Origin of the sequence: Pseudopedobacter sp., from assembly GCF_040392825.1 — a bacterium.
In the GTDB taxonomy this organism is placed as follows: domain Bacteria; phylum Bacteroidota; class Bacteroidia; order Sphingobacteriales; family Sphingobacteriaceae; genus Pseudopedobacter.
Window position 1 is genome coordinate 1 of record NZ_JBEBVH010000074.1, and the last position, 15,998, is coordinate 15,998.

General features: G+C 35.9%; 13 protein-coding genes. 8 read left to right on the top strand and 5 right to left on the bottom strand.

Features of this window, described 5'->3' with window-relative positions; genetic code table 11:
* Window positions 1–868: chaperonin GroEL (gene groEL / locus ABWO41_RS07260; RefSeq protein WP_353135683.1), on the top strand; the 868-nt coding region annotated here is incomplete at its 5' end.
* Window positions 869–968: 100 nt separating this feature from the next.
* Window positions 969–1,631, top strand: a complete 663-nt coding sequence (locus ABWO41_RS07265; RefSeq protein WP_353135686.1) for an MgtC/SapB family protein — start codon at window positions 969–971, stop codon at window positions 1,629–1,631.
* Here ABWO41_RS07265 and ABWO41_RS07270 read toward each other — a convergent pair.
* The 3 genes from ABWO41_RS07270 to ABWO41_RS07280 all read right to left on the bottom strand — a co-directional run bounded on the left by ABWO41_RS07270 (window position 1,628) and on the right by ABWO41_RS07280 (window position 4,215).
* Window positions 1,628–2,716 (bottom strand): lipase family protein, encoded by a 1,089-nt coding sequence (locus ABWO41_RS07270; protein WP_353135690.1) that lies wholly within the window; start codon window positions 2,714–2,716, stop codon window positions 1,628–1,630. The two genes, ABWO41_RS07265 and ABWO41_RS07270, sit on opposite strands and share 4 nt — an antisense overlap.
* 125 nt (window positions 2,717–2,841) lie before the next feature.
* The gene (gene lipB, locus ABWO41_RS07275; RefSeq protein WP_353135693.1) at window positions 2,842–3,555 is read right to left on the bottom strand and encodes a lipoyl(octanoyl) transferase LipB; all 714 of its coding nucleotides are present in this window, start codon (window positions 3,553–3,555) and stop codon (window positions 2,842–2,844) included.
* A 3-nt stretch (window positions 3,556–3,558) separates the two neighbouring features.
* The gene (locus ABWO41_RS07280; protein ID WP_353135696.1) at window positions 3,559–4,215 is read right to left on the bottom strand and encodes a 4'-phosphopantetheinyl transferase family protein; all 657 of its coding nucleotides are present in this window, start codon (window positions 4,213–4,215) and stop codon (window positions 3,559–3,561) included.
* Between the two features lie 70 nt (window positions 4,216–4,285).
* Here ABWO41_RS07280 and dcd point away from each other — a divergent pair, with 70 nt between their 5' ends.
* The 4 genes from dcd to ABWO41_RS07300 all read left to right on the top strand — a co-directional run bounded on the left by dcd (window position 4,286) and on the right by ABWO41_RS07300 (window position 9,290).
* A complete protein-coding gene (gene dcd, locus ABWO41_RS07285) occupies window positions 4,286–4,822 on the top strand; it encodes a dCTP deaminase (RefSeq protein WP_353135699.1) in 537 nt (178 codons plus the stop codon).
* 72 nt (window positions 4,823–4,894) lie between these two features.
* Window positions 4,895–7,597 (top strand): carboxypeptidase-like regulatory domain-containing protein, encoded by a 2,703-nt coding sequence (locus ABWO41_RS07290; protein ID WP_353135702.1) that lies wholly within the window; start codon window positions 4,895–4,897, stop codon window positions 7,595–7,597.
* A gap of 2 nt (window positions 7,598–7,599) precedes the next feature.
* A complete protein-coding gene (locus tag ABWO41_RS07295; protein ID WP_353135705.1) occupies window positions 7,600–8,364 on the top strand; it encodes an enoyl-CoA hydratase/isomerase family protein in 765 nt (254 codons plus the stop codon).
* Window positions 8,365–8,408: 44 nt separating this feature from the next.
* Window positions 8,409–9,290, top strand: a complete 882-nt coding sequence (locus ABWO41_RS07300; RefSeq protein ID WP_353135708.1) for an SDR family oxidoreductase — start codon at window positions 8,409–8,411, stop codon at window positions 9,288–9,290.
* Window positions 9,291–9,302: 12 nt separating this feature from the next.
* Here the strand turns inward: ABWO41_RS07300 and ABWO41_RS07305 are convergent, their stop codons facing one another.
* Window positions 9,303–11,783, bottom strand: coding sequence for a M1 family aminopeptidase (locus tag ABWO41_RS07305; RefSeq protein ID WP_353135711.1), 2,481 nt, complete (start codon window positions 11,781–11,783; stop codon window positions 9,303–9,305).
* Between the two features lie 96 nt (window positions 11,784–11,879).
* Here ABWO41_RS07305 and ABWO41_RS07310 point away from each other — a divergent pair, with 96 nt between their 5' ends.
* Complete coding sequence (locus tag ABWO41_RS07310; RefSeq protein WP_353135714.1) at window positions 11,880–13,871, top strand: tetratricopeptide repeat-containing sensor histidine kinase; 1,992 nt, start codon at window positions 11,880–11,882, stop codon at window positions 13,869–13,871.
* A gap of 30 nt (window positions 13,872–13,901) precedes the next feature.
* Here the strand turns inward: ABWO41_RS07310 and ABWO41_RS07315 are convergent, their stop codons facing one another.
* Window positions 13,902–14,312: a BrxA/BrxB family bacilliredoxin gene (locus tag ABWO41_RS07315; protein ID WP_353135717.1), complete on the bottom strand. Its 411-nt coding sequence runs from the start codon at window positions 14,310–14,312 to the stop codon at window positions 13,902–13,904.
* 178 nt (window positions 14,313–14,490) lie between these two features.
* On the opposite strand from ABWO41_RS07315, the gene ahcY reads away from it, so the two are divergent.
* Complete coding sequence (gene ahcY, locus ABWO41_RS07320) at window positions 14,491–15,807, top strand: adenosylhomocysteinase (RefSeq protein WP_353135720.1); 1,317 nt, start codon at window positions 14,491–14,493, stop codon at window positions 15,805–15,807.
* Window positions 15,808–15,998: the final 191 nt, after the last annotated feature.

Sequence of the window (15,998 nt, forward strand, 5' to 3'; positions counted from 1 at the left end):
AGCTTTAGCTACACTAGTAGTTAACAAAATCCGTGGTTCTTTGAAAGTTGCTGCTGTTAAAGCTCCAGGTTTTGGAGACAGAAGAAAAGCCATGTTAGAAGATATTGCTATCTTAACTGGTGGTACGGTTATTTCTGAAGAAAGAGGTTTTAAATTAGAAAATGCAGACCTTTCTTTCTTAGGACAAGCGGAAAAAGTTGTAGTAGATAAAGATAATACTATCGTTGTTAATGGTGCTGGTAATGTAGATGACATTAAAGCTCGTGTTAACCAAATTAAAGCACAAATTGAAACAACTACTTCTGATTACGACAGAGAGAAATTACAAGAGCGTTTAGCTAAATTATCTGGTGGTGTAGCTGTACTTTATGTAGGTGCTGCAACAGAGGTAGAAATGAAAGAGAAAAAAGACCGTGTGGATGATGCTTTACATGCAACCAGAGCTGCTGTAGAAGAAGGTATCGTTGCTGGTGGTGGTGTTGCTTTCATTAGAGCGGTTTCTTCTTTAGAAGATCTGAAAGGAGAGAACGAAGATGAAACTACAGGTATTAATATCATTAAAAGAGCAATTGAAGAGCCTTTACGTCAAATCTGTGCTAATGCAGGTATCGAAGGATCTATCGTTGTTCATAATGTGAAACAAGGTTCTGCAGACTATGGTTATAATGCCCGCAGAGATGTTTATGAAAACATGATTGCTGCAGGTGTTATAGATCCAACTAAAGTTTCACGTGTAGCTTTAGAAAATGCGGCTTCCATTGCATCGATGTTATTAACAACAGAATGTGTATTGGCAGACGAAGCAGAAGAAGGTGGTGCGGCTCCTGCAATGCCTCCAATGGGTGGTGGCATGGGCGGAATGATGTAGTTCGCTCATATTCACAATAAATTAGAGCCAGATATAATTTATATCTGGCTTTTTTTATGTTATATTCAAACACAAGGAATCTTTAGTTGTATAGGTAATTATGGACTTTGAGCAATTTATAGACAAAACGTATTTTTTGACTCAATCTGAGGTTAACAAGTTTCTATGGGCAACTTTGTTATGTGGTGTAATAGGAGCTGAACGCGAATTTAGAAATAAACAGGCAGGACTAAAAACGATGATCATGATTGGTTTGGGGTCTACTCTGATTACTATTCTTTCTATAAAAATTGGTGTAAATAGTCACGACAGAATTGCTGCAAATATTGTTACGGGTATTGGTTTTCTTGGTGCAGGGGTAATCTTTAAGGATGAGAACAGAGTATCAGGCCTTACAACTGCTTGTGTAATCTGGATTGTTTCAGCGATTGGAATGGCTGTTGGAGCAGGTTTTATAGAACAAGCGATAGGTGTTACCGTGGTAGTGTTATTTTCACTGTTGGTATTCCCGGTAGTGGAAGACTTTTTTGATAGACGATATACTATGCGTATATACAGAATAGTGAAGAGATATGATGGCGAAGGGTTAGATAAATATGAAGAATCGTTGAAAAAGTATAAGCTTAAAATAAAAAGGGGGAGTCAGCAATTGGCAAATGGCAATATATCTGGTACCTGGACAGCAGTAGGAAGCCCACAAAGTCATAACTTATTTGTGGAGGCTATGTTAAAAGACGAGCGAATTTTAGAATTGGATTTCTAATTATATGCATGTTCTGCTAAATATAAGTAGGCTTCTGGTTGGTGGTGAATCATTATTTTTTCTTTTGAATTTGGATATTGCTTAAAATATTCCTCTTCTCCGTCTAAAACGATAGTATTTCCAGTGCGTACATAATTACTGGTTTTAAAATATACCGGGGGGTCAAATTCCGGTAGGTATTTCCTAACATAATCTGAAAGTTTGTTACCTAGGTATTTTTGATAATATCGTTGTGCTTTTCTGGACGGTTTATCCATCTTATTATAAAAGTATCTTAAGACCAGGTTTTTTGGGAATTTTTGTTTTTTGATAGTTGATTTAAAAAATATGAAAGGATTTACTGTATTAAAATCTTCCACTGTTTGTACAGACAAAACCATTTCGGGAACCCAATCATTAGCATTTACTACATTGTATGCCCAGCCGTTTTGGGTTAACTTTTCATAATCGTAAGCGAAAAAAAGGTTTCCTGGTTTAGGTGCCGCGCTGCAATAAGTTTTTAGCCTGATGTCTGCCGGTAATAGGCTTTTCCTTTGCAGATTATATAAATAGGCTGTTAATAAGTAAGAGATTCCTCCGCCCTGACTATGTCCGGTAACCAAAAAATTTTTAATTCCTCTTCTATAGCAGGAATCTATTTTTGGGAGTATAGTTTTAGAAAGATATGCAGTGGACAGCAACCAGCCAACGTGTACAGCAGCCTTTGGGTTTTGCGCCAGCTCATAATCAAAAAGATCATCTTTAGAAAGTTTTAATATTCCTTTAGCAGGGACCATAGCGGCATAGAAATTTGCAAGCCAGCTCTCGGTGTTTTTTGTAGATCCTCTAACACTAATTACTGCAGTTCCCTTTCCATTGGACCATAACTCCCATACATTATCCAGTCCAACAACTGGAGATCGGTATTCTAATTTAAAATTGTTAGGAAACGGTATTTTCTTGGCCGAATCTGGAGGAAGGCTATTCCTGGATGTTAATTTTAACAGTTCGACATATTCATCTTTGTCAAAACCAGACTTTAGGTTCTGACCAAATGAACTGAGAGCAAAAATGAAAAACAGAAAAGGTATTAAATTCTTGATCATAGTTTTTCTTATATAGGTATCTAAATGTCGTATTTAAATGACTATAAATCAAGATTTATGTAAAAAATAAATGAAATTAAGAAACTAATTTCTTAGCTTTTTTTCTTTAGAGAAAAGTTAAATAATTACCTGGAGGGGATTACCCGCATTTTGAAAAGGTGAGCTATATGTCCTTTCAACTTTTCTTTCACCTCTTCAATGTCGACATCTTTACCTAGTTCCCGTTTCATAGAGGTTACATCTTTATCATCAATTCCACAAGGAACGATATTTCCGAAATACGATAAATCGGTATTTACATTAAAAGCAAAACCATGCATAGTCACCCAGCGACTGCATCGCACTCCCATGGCACAAATCTTTCTGGCTTTATCGTTATCAGCGTCCAGCCAGACACCTGTATAACCTTCATACCTGCCAGACTCTATCCCGTAATCTCTTAATGTTAAGATAATAGCTTCTTCAAGGGTTCTAAGGTAGAGATGAATATCTGTAAAGAAATTATCTAAATCCAGTATAGGGTAACCAACAATTTGCCCCGGACCATGATAGGTAATATCACCACCACGGTTAATTTTGTGATATGTTGCGTGTTTCTCTTTTAGTCCATTTTCATCAAGAAGCAGGTTTTCCTGCTTTCCACTTTTTCCTAAAGTGTAAACATGCGGGTGCTCGGTAAAAATTAAGAAGTTAGACGTTTCCTTCACATTTTCCGGATCATTTCTGTTTTCTGTTTTTACGGCAACAGTTTTAGAAAAAATATCTTCTTGCCTGGACCAGGCTACTTCATAATCTGTTAAACCCCAATCTTCAAATAAAACAGCTTTATTCTGTTGCATAATCTAATTATCTAAATGTTCACCCTCGCTAACATAGCCCAGCATATAATTCCCAAATTTACGATAATTTACGCGGAATCTTTGTGTATGCTCATCCTTGCTAATGGTAGATTGTATAATGCCATTGCTTTGATAAACAAAAGGTTGCAAATGAATATTGTCTTTAAAAGAGATCTCTTTTTTTCCGTTTAATTTATATAGTGCCTCTTTTGCACACCAACAAGCATATAAATGTTCCAACTGATGTTTTTTCTCAATAAAAATCAACTCTTCGCTATTTAAAAATTTATGTTTAACCCGATCTATTTTTTCTTTGATAATCTCAATGTCAATTCCTACTTCTTTGGTTAGAGAAATCATTACAGCAGCATAGTCATAGGAATGGCTTAACGATATTTTATAAGGTAGGTTAACAAGAATTGGTTTGCCATTTTCATCCGGTTTACAATCTATATATTCTTTGGTAGATAACATCTTTCGTAATAACACCCGGGTAGCCAGCCAATGCAGGTTACGTTTTTGTCCTTGTAAGGATCTTAAAACTGACAACTCATGTTCTTTTAACTGAAGCTGTTTTTCCAGTTCTTCAGGATTTTCCTCTATTTTCCATAAACCTATAAAGGTTTGTGGCGAGACTTCTTCCAGATGAATAAGGGGCATTTTCTAAAATTAATTATTTACAAAACTATTTTAAATAAATCATATTTTAGAGAATAAATTAAGACATAAGATGATTCTTTCCGATAAGAGGATTTTAGAAGAGATAGAAGCCGGCTCCATTATAATAGAACCATTTAAACGCGAGTGTTTAGGTACCAATTCTTACGATGTACATTTAGGGAAATATCTGGCTGTATATAAAGATCGTGTGCTTGATGCAAAAAAGCATAATGAAATAGAACATTTTGAGATACCTAAAGATGGATTTGTATTACAGCCCAATACTTTATATTTAGGCGTAACCTTAGAATATACAGAAACCCATAAACATGTTCCATTTTTGGAAGGAAAATCCAGTACAGGCAGATTGGGCATAGACATTCATGCGACAGCAGGAAAAGGAGATGTAGGATTTTGTAATACATGGACACTAGAAATATCGGTAGCGCAGCCGGTACGTATATATACAGGAATGCCTATTGGTCAGCTCATTTATTTTGTTGTTGAAGGAGAAATAGAAACAATGTATGCAACAAAAATAAATGCAAAATATAATAATAAAACTACAAGGCCTGTAGAAAGTATGATGTGGAAAAACCAATTTTAATAGAACAAAAACCTCTTTTTAAAGGAGGTTTTTTTAATGAAATCAACCATAATTTAGAAGTAATTATAAGCCATGAAAAACCTTAGATATGCAGCTTTTTGCTGTTTGGCGTTTCTCTCCCTGGGATTTGTAGCAAGTATAAGTTCCTTACAGGGAATTATAGAATCTTTTGGTAAGTACAACGAAAAATATATACAAGAAAAAGTGTACTTGCATACCGACAAACCTTATTATGCGAGTGGCGATGAAATTTGGTTTAAGGCATATGTTCTTAACGCAAAAGATCTCAATTTTAGTCCTCAGAGTAATTTGCTTTATGTAGAATTGTTAGACCAGAAAAATCAACTAAAAAAAAGAATACGGATACCTCTTGCGATAGGCACCGGATGGGGAAACTTTAGTTTACCCGATACCTTGAAAGAGGGAAACTACAGGATAAGGGCATATACTAATTGGATGCGAAATTTTGATCCCGATTTCTATTACGACCATATTTTTAAAATTGGAAACATAAGGACAAACCAAATGATTGTGGAAACACATTATACTTTTGCTCCATCTGGTAGCCAGGAACAGGTAATCGCAAATATCAATTATAAAAATATAGAAGGTAATCCTTATGCCAACAAAGAGGTCGTATATAAAATAGAGCTGGAGGGGAAAGAAATTTCCAAAGGTAAAGGTGTAACAGACGAACAAGGTAATTTACAATTGAAATTTACGCAACCAGCGGCTGTACAAAAAACCGGGCTCATAACTACATCAGTAAAGATTTCTGAAAGGGCCTTAGTCGAGAAATTTATACCGGTTACACATACTTCTAATGAATATAGCTTACAATTCTTCCCCGAAGGAGGAGATTTAGTAACAGATCTAAGATCAAGAGTAGGATTTAAGATACTGAAATCGGATGGCTTAGGTGCAGATATTAAAGGGCATGTTGAAGACGAGTCAGGCAAGCCCGTAGCTTTACTTAATCCGAAGTATAAGGGAATGGGAGCCTTTTCTCTAATACCGGAAAGTGGTAAGAAGTATTTTGGAGTTTTGAAATTTGCTGATGGTACAGAACGTAAGTATCCTTTACCCGAAGCGAAACAGGAAGGAGTTGTCTTAAGTCTTCTGCAGAAGGAAAATGCAGATAGTATAGTGATTCGTGTGATGGGGAACAAAAGTTTTGTTGATAAGAGTATCGGAAAATCCATGAATTTAATAGCCCAGTCTGGAGGTAACCTGGTTTATTCTGCCACAACCAAAATTTCAGATCAGGGAGGTTTTATTGTGAAATTTTCCTTAAAAGAATTCCCTTTAGGTATTTCACAAATCACCTTATTCAATGATATTTTCCAACCTATAGCAGAGAGATTGTTTTTTGTCAATAAAGACGAGTACCTACAAATGAATCTGTCGGGCTTAAAGAATAACTATAAACCAAGAGAAAAAGTAAATATTACATTTAATGCTAACAACCCGCAGAAACGAAATGTTGTTGGTTCGTTTTCTGTAGCAGTGATCGATGAAACTAAAGTTCCTGTTACAGAAGAGGAGGAACATACCATGCTTTCTGAAATTCTTTTAAATTCTGATTTAAGAGGGAATATTGAAAATCCTAATTACTATTTTATTAATCAGAATATTGCAAAATTGGAACAGTTAGATAACTTGTTGCTTACTCAGGGTTGGAGGAGATTCAAATGGACAGATATTTTAAATCAAACCCTGCCAGCCATAAACTACCAGCCCGAACATTCACTGGCGTTAAGAGGAAGAGTAAAGAATAATAAAAAGGTAGTTCCAAATGCATCTATAATTGCTTTTGGGGCTAAAACCTCTTCGATATTACAGGCAACCGCTAATGAAAACGGAGAATTTGTTATAGATAGTTTGGTTTTTCCAGACAGCACAAAATTTGTGATTCAGGCCAGATCGGAAAAAGGTAAGAAATTTGTTGAGATAGAGATGGATGACAGTGCCAAAGATCAGGTAGTCCCTAAGCCTCAACAGAATGATTTGTCTGTTAATATAAGTTCATCCATGCTGGCTTATTTAAAAAATAGCAAAACACAATATGAAGAGTTGCTGAAGTATGGTCTTACAAGCAGGACAATTATGCTGGATGAAGTAACGGTTATAGAGAAAAAGAAGGAAATGGATAATTCATCTAACTTAAACGGAGCAGGAAGTGCAGATAAAGTACTAACAGGTCAGGATTTGGAGAATGCACCAACCATGGAATTCGCTTTGCAGGGGAAGGTTCCCGGACTTATTTTTCAAGATGGAGAAGCTTTTTTCATGAGAAATATGGCCAATGGCGAACCTGTTCAAATTATTTTGGATGGTATGTATGTAGAGCCGGATATGTTAAACTCTATCAATCCGAATGATGTGGAGAGTGTTGAGATTTTGAAGAGCATAAGTTACACGGCTATTTATGGTTCAAGAGGAAGCAGCGGTGTTATTATCATTAATACAAAACGTGGTGGAGGAGGAGGTTTTTCAAATACCTATTCTCCGGGTATTATCTCTTATATGCCTTTGGGACTGTTCGTTGCTAAAAATTTTTACTCACCAGATTATGAAAAGCCTGAGCAGGCTACGCCAATGAATGATTATAGGAGTACAGTATACTGGAATCCGAAAGTGATTACAGATTCTACAGGAAATGCTCGCTTCTCGTTCTTTAATACTGACGGCAAAGGGAAGTACAGGGTAGTAATAGAAGGAACAGATTTAAAAGGTCATATCGGACGTAAGGTCATACATTATAATGTGAACTGATAATGAAGACATTAAAAGTAACTATAAGAGAAAAAGTAGCTATTATAGCTTTAGATAGAGGTTCTTCTAATGCCATGAACAGCGAACTTGTAAATGAGTTAAAAGCGCTTATCGAAAATATAGAGCAAGACAATAATATTGGTGGGGTGATTTTGACAGGGAAAAATGGGTTTTTTACAGCAGGATTAGATCTTATAGAACTTTACGATTATAATGAAACAGAAATTAGAACATTTTGGCTTGAGTTTCTGGATCTTGTGAAAATTTTGGTCAGCTTTAAAAAACCAATGATTGCCGCTATTAGTGGTCATAGTCCTGCAGGAGGATGTGTTTTATCTTTATGTTGCGATTATCGGGTAATGGCGGAGGGTAATTATATTATTGGTTTAAATGAGGTTCCTGTAGGCATTATTGTGCCAGATAGCATTTTTGAACTGTATGCTTTTTGGATCGGAAAAGGAAAAGCCTACCAAAATATCTTAGAGGGTAAGTTATTAACTGTTGAAGAAGCCAAAGCAATAGGACTGATTGATGCATCGGCAGATATTTCGTCTTTAATGACACATGCTGAAAAGAAAATCCAGGCTTTTTTACAATATGACTATACCACCTGGCAGCAAAGTAAGTTAAATATGAGACGGCAATTGATTGAAAAAACTTCCGAGGACCAATCCGCAACGTTAGATAAAGTATTGCAGCAATGGTGGTCGCCGCGGACAAGGTTAATTGTTAAAACAATTATTGATAACCTGCAAGCTAAGAAGTAAACAAACTATTTCTTATACTGTTATCTTAAAATACAAATTTCGGTATGGAAGATCATCAACCCATGTTAAGAGACAATGCGTTAAAGGGTAAAACCTATGTAGTTACTGGTGGAGGTACGGGCTTAGGAAAGGCAATGAGTACTTGTCTGCTGGAGCTTGGTGCAAATGTGGTTATTACATCTAGGAAATACGATGTGCTGGAAAATACAGCGAGGGAATTGGAGCAATCTACAGGTTCTCTGGTTTTACCAGTCGCATGCGATGTAAGAGATTATGAGCAGGTTGAATTGATGTTACAAGCTGGTTTAGATAAGTTCGGCAGAATAGATGGGCTTTTAAATAATGCCGCAGGCAATTTTATTTCACCTACCGAGAGACTTTCAGCGAATGCTTTTAGTACAGTTATAGATATTGTATTAAAGGGAACAGCAAATTGTACTCTGGCTTTTGGGAAGCATTGGATAAAAGAAAAACAGGCGGCCTCTGTCCTTAATATTGTTACTACATACGCTTTTACAGGTTCCGGATATGTAGTTCCATCGGCATGTGCCAAAGGAGGAGTTTTAGCTATGACAAGATCTTTGGCTGTGGAGTGGGGTAAATATCAAATCAGAACCAATGCGATAGCTCCCGGACCTTTTCCGACTAAAGGTGCCTGGGATAGACTTCTTCCGGGAGATCTGGCTCAGAAATTTGATTTCAAAAATAGAGTACCTTTAAAGAGGGTGGGAAAACATCAGGAGCTGGCCGATTTAGCAGCTTACCTTTTATCTGATTATTCGGGATACATAAACGGCGAAATTATCACTATCGATGGTGGTGAATGGCTGCAGGGAGCGGGGCAGTTAAATGGCCTGGAAATGATTCCGGAAGAAATGTGGGATCAGCTTGAGCAGATGATCAGGAACAAAAAAGGAAGTGTCTGAAGATATTAAATGCTATTTCAATAATTCCGAAATTTTTTTCTCCGCATAGTTTACTTGTTCCTGAAGTTGAGTTTTTAACCCAAAGGATGCTTTTTGTTGTTCTTCTTTTTTGAAGACAACCAAAGTGTCTAAAAGTCCCACAATATATTTATCAATTCCATAATTTTTATTTTGAATTCCCATCTTATAAAGCTCATCAATACTGTCTTTCACAGCCTTAGTGTCGGTTTGCCTTCCTAACATTAAAACATAATTCTGTGCCATTACTATCTTGTCTTGTAAAGGAGCGTCTCTAAAAGAGCGTGAGATATAGTTAAAGTCTTTTAAATCGCCATTATTAGCATAAATAGATACAATAGTTGATGCCAATGAACCTTCGGCGTCTTTTTCCAGTTCTCTGGCTTTAATTAGAGCCATATTGAAATTCTGTAGTGTAAGTGCAGAAAGCGCTGCAGATTGGATGGCATAAGAGTTCGCATATAATGAAGATATAAATAGGCTATTGAAACTTTTATCTTTCGTTTGTGCCAAAGCATCTATTGCAGCGGCTCTTACAATATTTTTTGGATCACTTCCTGCCATTTTCTTTAAAATAGGTATACCAAACGAACGGTGAGAAGCGTTCTGAAGGTTTAATGCTTCTATAGCTCTAATCCGGATTTTGTAAGCGGTATCCTGCAGAGCATTTTGGATAATCTGGTTAGAGTTTTTATCGGTAAGATTGGCTACAGCTGCTTCCAAAGCCTCTAATCGGTCTAAATATAGTGGGGCTTTTTTCTGTTGAAAAGCAAACTCTACCATTGATTTATGATCAGTCTTTTTGGCAAGCAAAATTTTATCTGCGTCTACATTTACAAGATTGGGTTTCTTGTTCAGTTTAAATACTATTGTATCAATTTGCTTGGTTAGGGTATATGAATAGCGCTCGCTCCCATTGTTACTGTAGATGTCTATTTTTATTGGCAATCTAAAAACCTGACCGGTTTGCTGCTGTTTGATAAAAATATACTGTGTCTTTAATGCTTCATCCCATTGGTATTTTATATCCAGTTCAGGATGACCGTTTCCAAGAAACCATTGATTGAAAAACCAATTCATATCCTTTCCTGTTACTTCTTCAACCGCTAAACGAAACTGATGAACTTCACCTGTTCTAAAAGCATTTTGACGGAGAAATAGATTGAGGGATTTAAAAAAAGCATCTTCACCTATATAGTTACGAAGCATATTCAATATTCTACCACCTTTTTGATAAGAAACCACATCAAACATGTCTTCTTTATTGTGGTAATGAAATCGGATCAGTTCCTTATTTCCGGCGCCGTTATCACCCAGATAAGACAGCATGTCCTCATAATTTTTTGCATCCGCTTCATCCCGTCCATATTTATGCTCTTTCCATAGCATCTCGCTATAGTTTGCAAAAGATTCATTGATGGCTAAATTACTCCAGCTTTCTGCTGTAACATAATTTCCAAACCAATGATGAAAAAGCTCATGGGCTATTACATCTTCACCCATAAAATCATCTTCAATCTCTTTGGTCGTTTGTTGTACAAAATCGCCATGCAGAGTAGCCGTAGTGTTTTCCATGGCACCGCTTACATAATCTCTAACGACAATCTGCGCATACTTTTCCCAGGGGTAATCTATTCCTAATTTTTTAGAAAAGAAATCCATCATATGTGGCGTATCGCCAAAAATGGCTTTTGCATGTGGCGCATATTTAGGTTCGAGATAATATTGCAAAGGGATATTTTTCCATTTATCTTCTGTAATTCTGAAATCTCCTACGGCCATCATAAACAGATAAGGAGCATGCGGTAAAGACATTTTCCAAAAATCTGTTCTACTGCCATCAGCATTCAATTTTTGGTTTGTCAGTATCCCGTTAGATAAAGTCTTATATTTAGATGGAACTGTTATTGCAATTTCCTGTGTGGTTTTTTGATTTGGGCTATCAATTGTAGGAAACCAAACAGAAGAGGCTTCGGTTTCTCCCTGTGTCCAGATTTGAACAGGTTTTTGCGATATAGTACTATCCGGATTTATAAAGTATAAACCTTTTGCACTCGTTATAGCCTTACTTCCGTTAGCTTTTAGTTCGTCGGGTTTTGAAATGTAATCTACAAAAATCTCGTAGCGTTCAGAAGCATTGTATTTCTTATCTAAGTTTATTTTTAGCGAGAGGCTATCATAAGTATATTTAAGAGGTTTTACATCACTTCCGTATACAAGTGCAACCTGTTTAATATCCATGCCTTTGGCATCAAGGGTTAATGAGTCTGTCGGATAAAAATGAGGTTGTAAAGTAATCCATGCCTTTCCTAAAAGTTGCCTTTTTGAATAATCAAAACGTACATCCAGTTTGGTGTGTACAAGAATATTAATTTTCTCTCTTGAAGCTCTGTAATCATAGCTGTTTGTGTTCTGAGCGAATAAACAAATGCTGTATAGGGCTGCTAATAAACTTGTCAGAATATATTTCCTCATCGATAGCTAAAATATTAAAATAACGAATATCTTTTGAATTTTTTAGTGTAGATGTTGATTTGGCTGAAACGGATACTTTTTGCTATTATTGTATAAATGAAAAACTGTTTCCTTTCCTTATTTTACCTTTTTTTATTAACAGATTTAGCTAAAGGACAGGATTTTAAGAAAATCATCAAAGAGTCTAAAGATGATTCTACAGTTGTCGAAGCTTATACCGGATTGATGAAAAGCTTTGAGGCTACAGCTACCGATTCGGTGAAATTCTATGCAACTCAAGCTCTGCAATATTTTAAAGATAGAAAATATCCAAAGGGAGAATGTATTATTAATCTTAATATGGCCAACATTCTGCTTTTTCATGGGGGATTGGCAGATGCGGAGAACTATTGTCGAAAAGGTATCGAAATCGCAAAAAAACAGGGTTGGTTAAAACATCTGGCGAGGGGTTATAATTTAATTACAGTAATATATGGGAGAAAAGGGGAGTTTGTTAAATCCACAAAATTTGCATTGGATGCCTTAAGAGCAAATGAAAAATTAGATGATAAGCGCGGGATTATTGCGTCATATTTAAAACTTAGTGCCATTTCTGTAGAGTTGAAAAAATTTGAACAAGCCATTGTTTACGCAAATGTTGCAGATTCTATAAATAATGCTACCATAAAAATGGCAGATCTGGAAATAGGAATAATCAATAATAAGGCAATTGCTTATGCGGAAATGAAACGTTTAAATGAATCTCTGGCTATGTTTAATAAAATATATCAGATAGCTATTGATAATCCAGAGATAGATGATTTTCATAAACCATCAGCTTTATTGAATATAGGTATGGTGTATAAAAATAAAAAGGACTATCATCAGGCCATGTCTTATTTCAAGAAATCTTTAGAAGAATCTTTAAAATATAATGTGCCGGGTATTGAGTTAAAAAGTATTCAAAATATGGCTGCTATCTATCACGATTTTGGAGACTATGGAAAAAGTAATGAAAATGCCTTTTTAGCTCTTAAAAAAAGCAGGCTGTTAAAAATAGCTGATGCGGAAATGGAACAACTGGAATTGATTGCCAAAAATTATACGAAGCAAAAAGACTATAAAAATGGATTAAAATATACCGTTGAGTACTACGAGAAGTATAATCTTTATAATAAGCGTAAAAATGAAAAAGAAATTAAAGAGCTGGAAAGTACATACAGACTTCAGAAGGCAGAAGAACAACTAAAAGTAGCAAATGAAATTAAAAATACCAGAACAAGACAACGAGACCTGAGTATTCTTTTTCTGGTTATTGTTTTTGGTTTTATGGTGGTGTTTGCATGGTCTTATTATAAGATCAGACAGTTGAATAAGCAAAATGTGGAGACAAAAAAGCAGCTTGCCGAAAGCAATAAGGTGAAAGACAAACTTTTTTCTATTATTGGGCATGATTTAAGGAATGCGTATTCAGGTACATTGAGTTTTTTACATTTAATCAAAGAGAATCAGTTAGATGAAGACGAAGTACAATTATGGGTAGATAAAGTGATTAACCAATCTTATAGCTCTATAGAGACGCTTGATAATCTTTTAATGTGGGGCTATACACAAATAAAAGCTGGAAATCAGCTTAACGTTACAAATTTTAATAGTTCGATCTTTGTAAACAGAAATATCGAATTTTTAGGAGAAAGTATAAGAAATAAAGGCATTTCGGTTAAAAATCTGATTCCCGAAGATTTAATGCTGACAGCAGATGAAAACCATTTTCTATTTATTACAAGAAATCTGATTTCTAATGCTATAAAATTTACACCAGATCATGGTGAAATAGTAATTGGTTATATTAATAATGGAATTTATGAATTTTATGTAAGGGATAATGGCGTTGGAATTTCTAAAGATAGAATTTCGGAAATGTTCACAGGATTAGGGAAAAGTACATACGGAACAAAACAAGAAAAAGGAACCGGATTAGGCTTGTTGTTGTGTAAAGAATTTGTAGAGCTGAACGGAGGTACAATTCGTGTGGAAAGTGAACAGCAAAAAGGAACCACGTTCTATTTTACACTGGGAAAAGTTGAACGCTTAAGATATAAGGCTTAAAGCAGTTTTCTGCTTTAAGCCTTAAAAATATTAACAATATTGTTCAAATGCTCCAATTAGATTATCAGCAATCATCTGTGCGCCTCTACCCTCTATTTGGTGTCTTTCAATCATATGGACTAATTTTCCATCTTTAAATAAAGCCATAGCTGGTGAAGATGGAGGATAAGGAAGCATATATTCTCTTGCTGCATCAACCGCATCTTTTTCCATCCCTGCGAAAACAGTAACCAATTTACTTGGTTTTTTTGTGTTCTCTGCTGCAATTTTCGCGGCAGGTCTCGCGTTTGCAGCTGCACAGCCACAAACAGAATTAACTACAACGAACGTAGTTCCTTCGGCTTCTATGGCATTCTTTACTTCTTCTGCCGTTTTTAATTCTTCAAAACCCGCATTTGTTAAATCTGCTCTCATAGGAGCCACTAAATATTCTGGATACATTTTAGTAATTGTTTGATTTGCTAGTAATTAAATAATAGCAAAACTACGGAATTTTATAATTATGGGCCAAAAGGACGTATCAATCAAATGTCATAATGGGAGCCGAACTCTTGATATTAGCCTAATACATTGGTATTCATAAGGCTATTTGGTAACTTTGAAAAAAAATAAATAAAATATGTCATCAGTAGAGACAACTTATGTGCCTTACAAAGTTAAGGACATCTCACTTGCAGAGTGGGGCAGAAAAGAAATAGAATTGGCAGAGGCAGAAATGCCCGGTTTAATGTCATTAAGAAAGGAATTCGGTGCTGCGAAACCTTTGAAAGGAGCCAGAATAGCTGGTTGCTTACATATGACAATTCAAACAGCTGTTCTTATAGAAACTTTAGTAGAGTTAGGGGCAGAAGTTACCTGGTCTTCTTGTAACATCTTTTCAACTCAGGATCATGCAGCTGCAGCGATTGCTGCTGCGGGTATTTCTGTTTATGCGTGGAAAGGCATGAATGAGGAGGAGTTTAACTGGTGTATTGAACAAACCCTGTACTTTGGAGAAGACCGTCAGCCATTAAACATGATTTTGGATGATGGTGGAGACTTAACCAATATGGTTTTTGATCAGTACCCGGAACTAATTGCCGGAATTAAAGGTCTTTCAGAAGAAACTACAACCGGAGTGCACCGTTTGTATGAAAGAATGAAAAACGGAACCTTGCATTTACCAGCGATTAATGTAAACGATTCTGTAACCAAATCTAAATTTGACAACAAATATGGCTGTCGCGAATCTTTAGTAGATGCTATCAGAAGAGCAACTGATATTATGCTGGCTGGTAAAGTTGCTGTAGTAGCAGGTTATGGAGATGTAGGTAAAGGTTCGGCGGAATCATTGAAAAGTGCAGGTGTACGTGTCATTGTTACAGAAATAGATCCTATCTGTGCTTTGCAGGCTGCTATGGAAGGCTATGAAGTGAAAAAGTTTGCTAATGCGGTAAAAGAAGCTGATATCGTGGTAACAACCACCGGTAACTGTGATATCGTTAGAGCGGAGCATTTCAAAGCAATGAAAGATAAAGCTATCGTTTGTAACATAGGTCACTTTGATAATGAGATCGATGTAGCATGGTTAAATAAAAACTACGGAAATACTAAAGTTGAGATCAAACCTCAGGTAGATAAATATACAATCGACGGTAAAGATATCATTTTATTGGCTGAAGGTAGGCTGGTGAATCTGGGGTGTGCAACCGGACATCCAAGTTTTGTAATGAGTAATTCCTTCACCAATCAAACTTTAGCTCAATTAGAATTGTGGACGAATACTGCAGCTTACGAAAACAAAGTTTATACTTTGCCTAAACATCTGGATGAGAAAGTAGCTCGCTTACACCTGGAAAAAATTGGTGTTGAGTTGGATGTTTTAGATCCGCATCAGGCAGCTTATATAGGTGTTGCTGTGGAAGGACCGTTTAAACCAGAGCATTATAGATACTAGATATAATTCTTTTAAATAAAAAAAGGCGGGTTAATTTCTAACCTGCCTTTTTGTTTTTAATAATGTCCTGTCCAAAATAGGTTGACACAAAAGTGTTAACAGAGGAAAGGACAGGAAGTACGTTTTATCTAATCTGACCAAAAAATCCTCTATTTCTGGGATACATAAAATAAAAAAGCCGGAATTAAAAT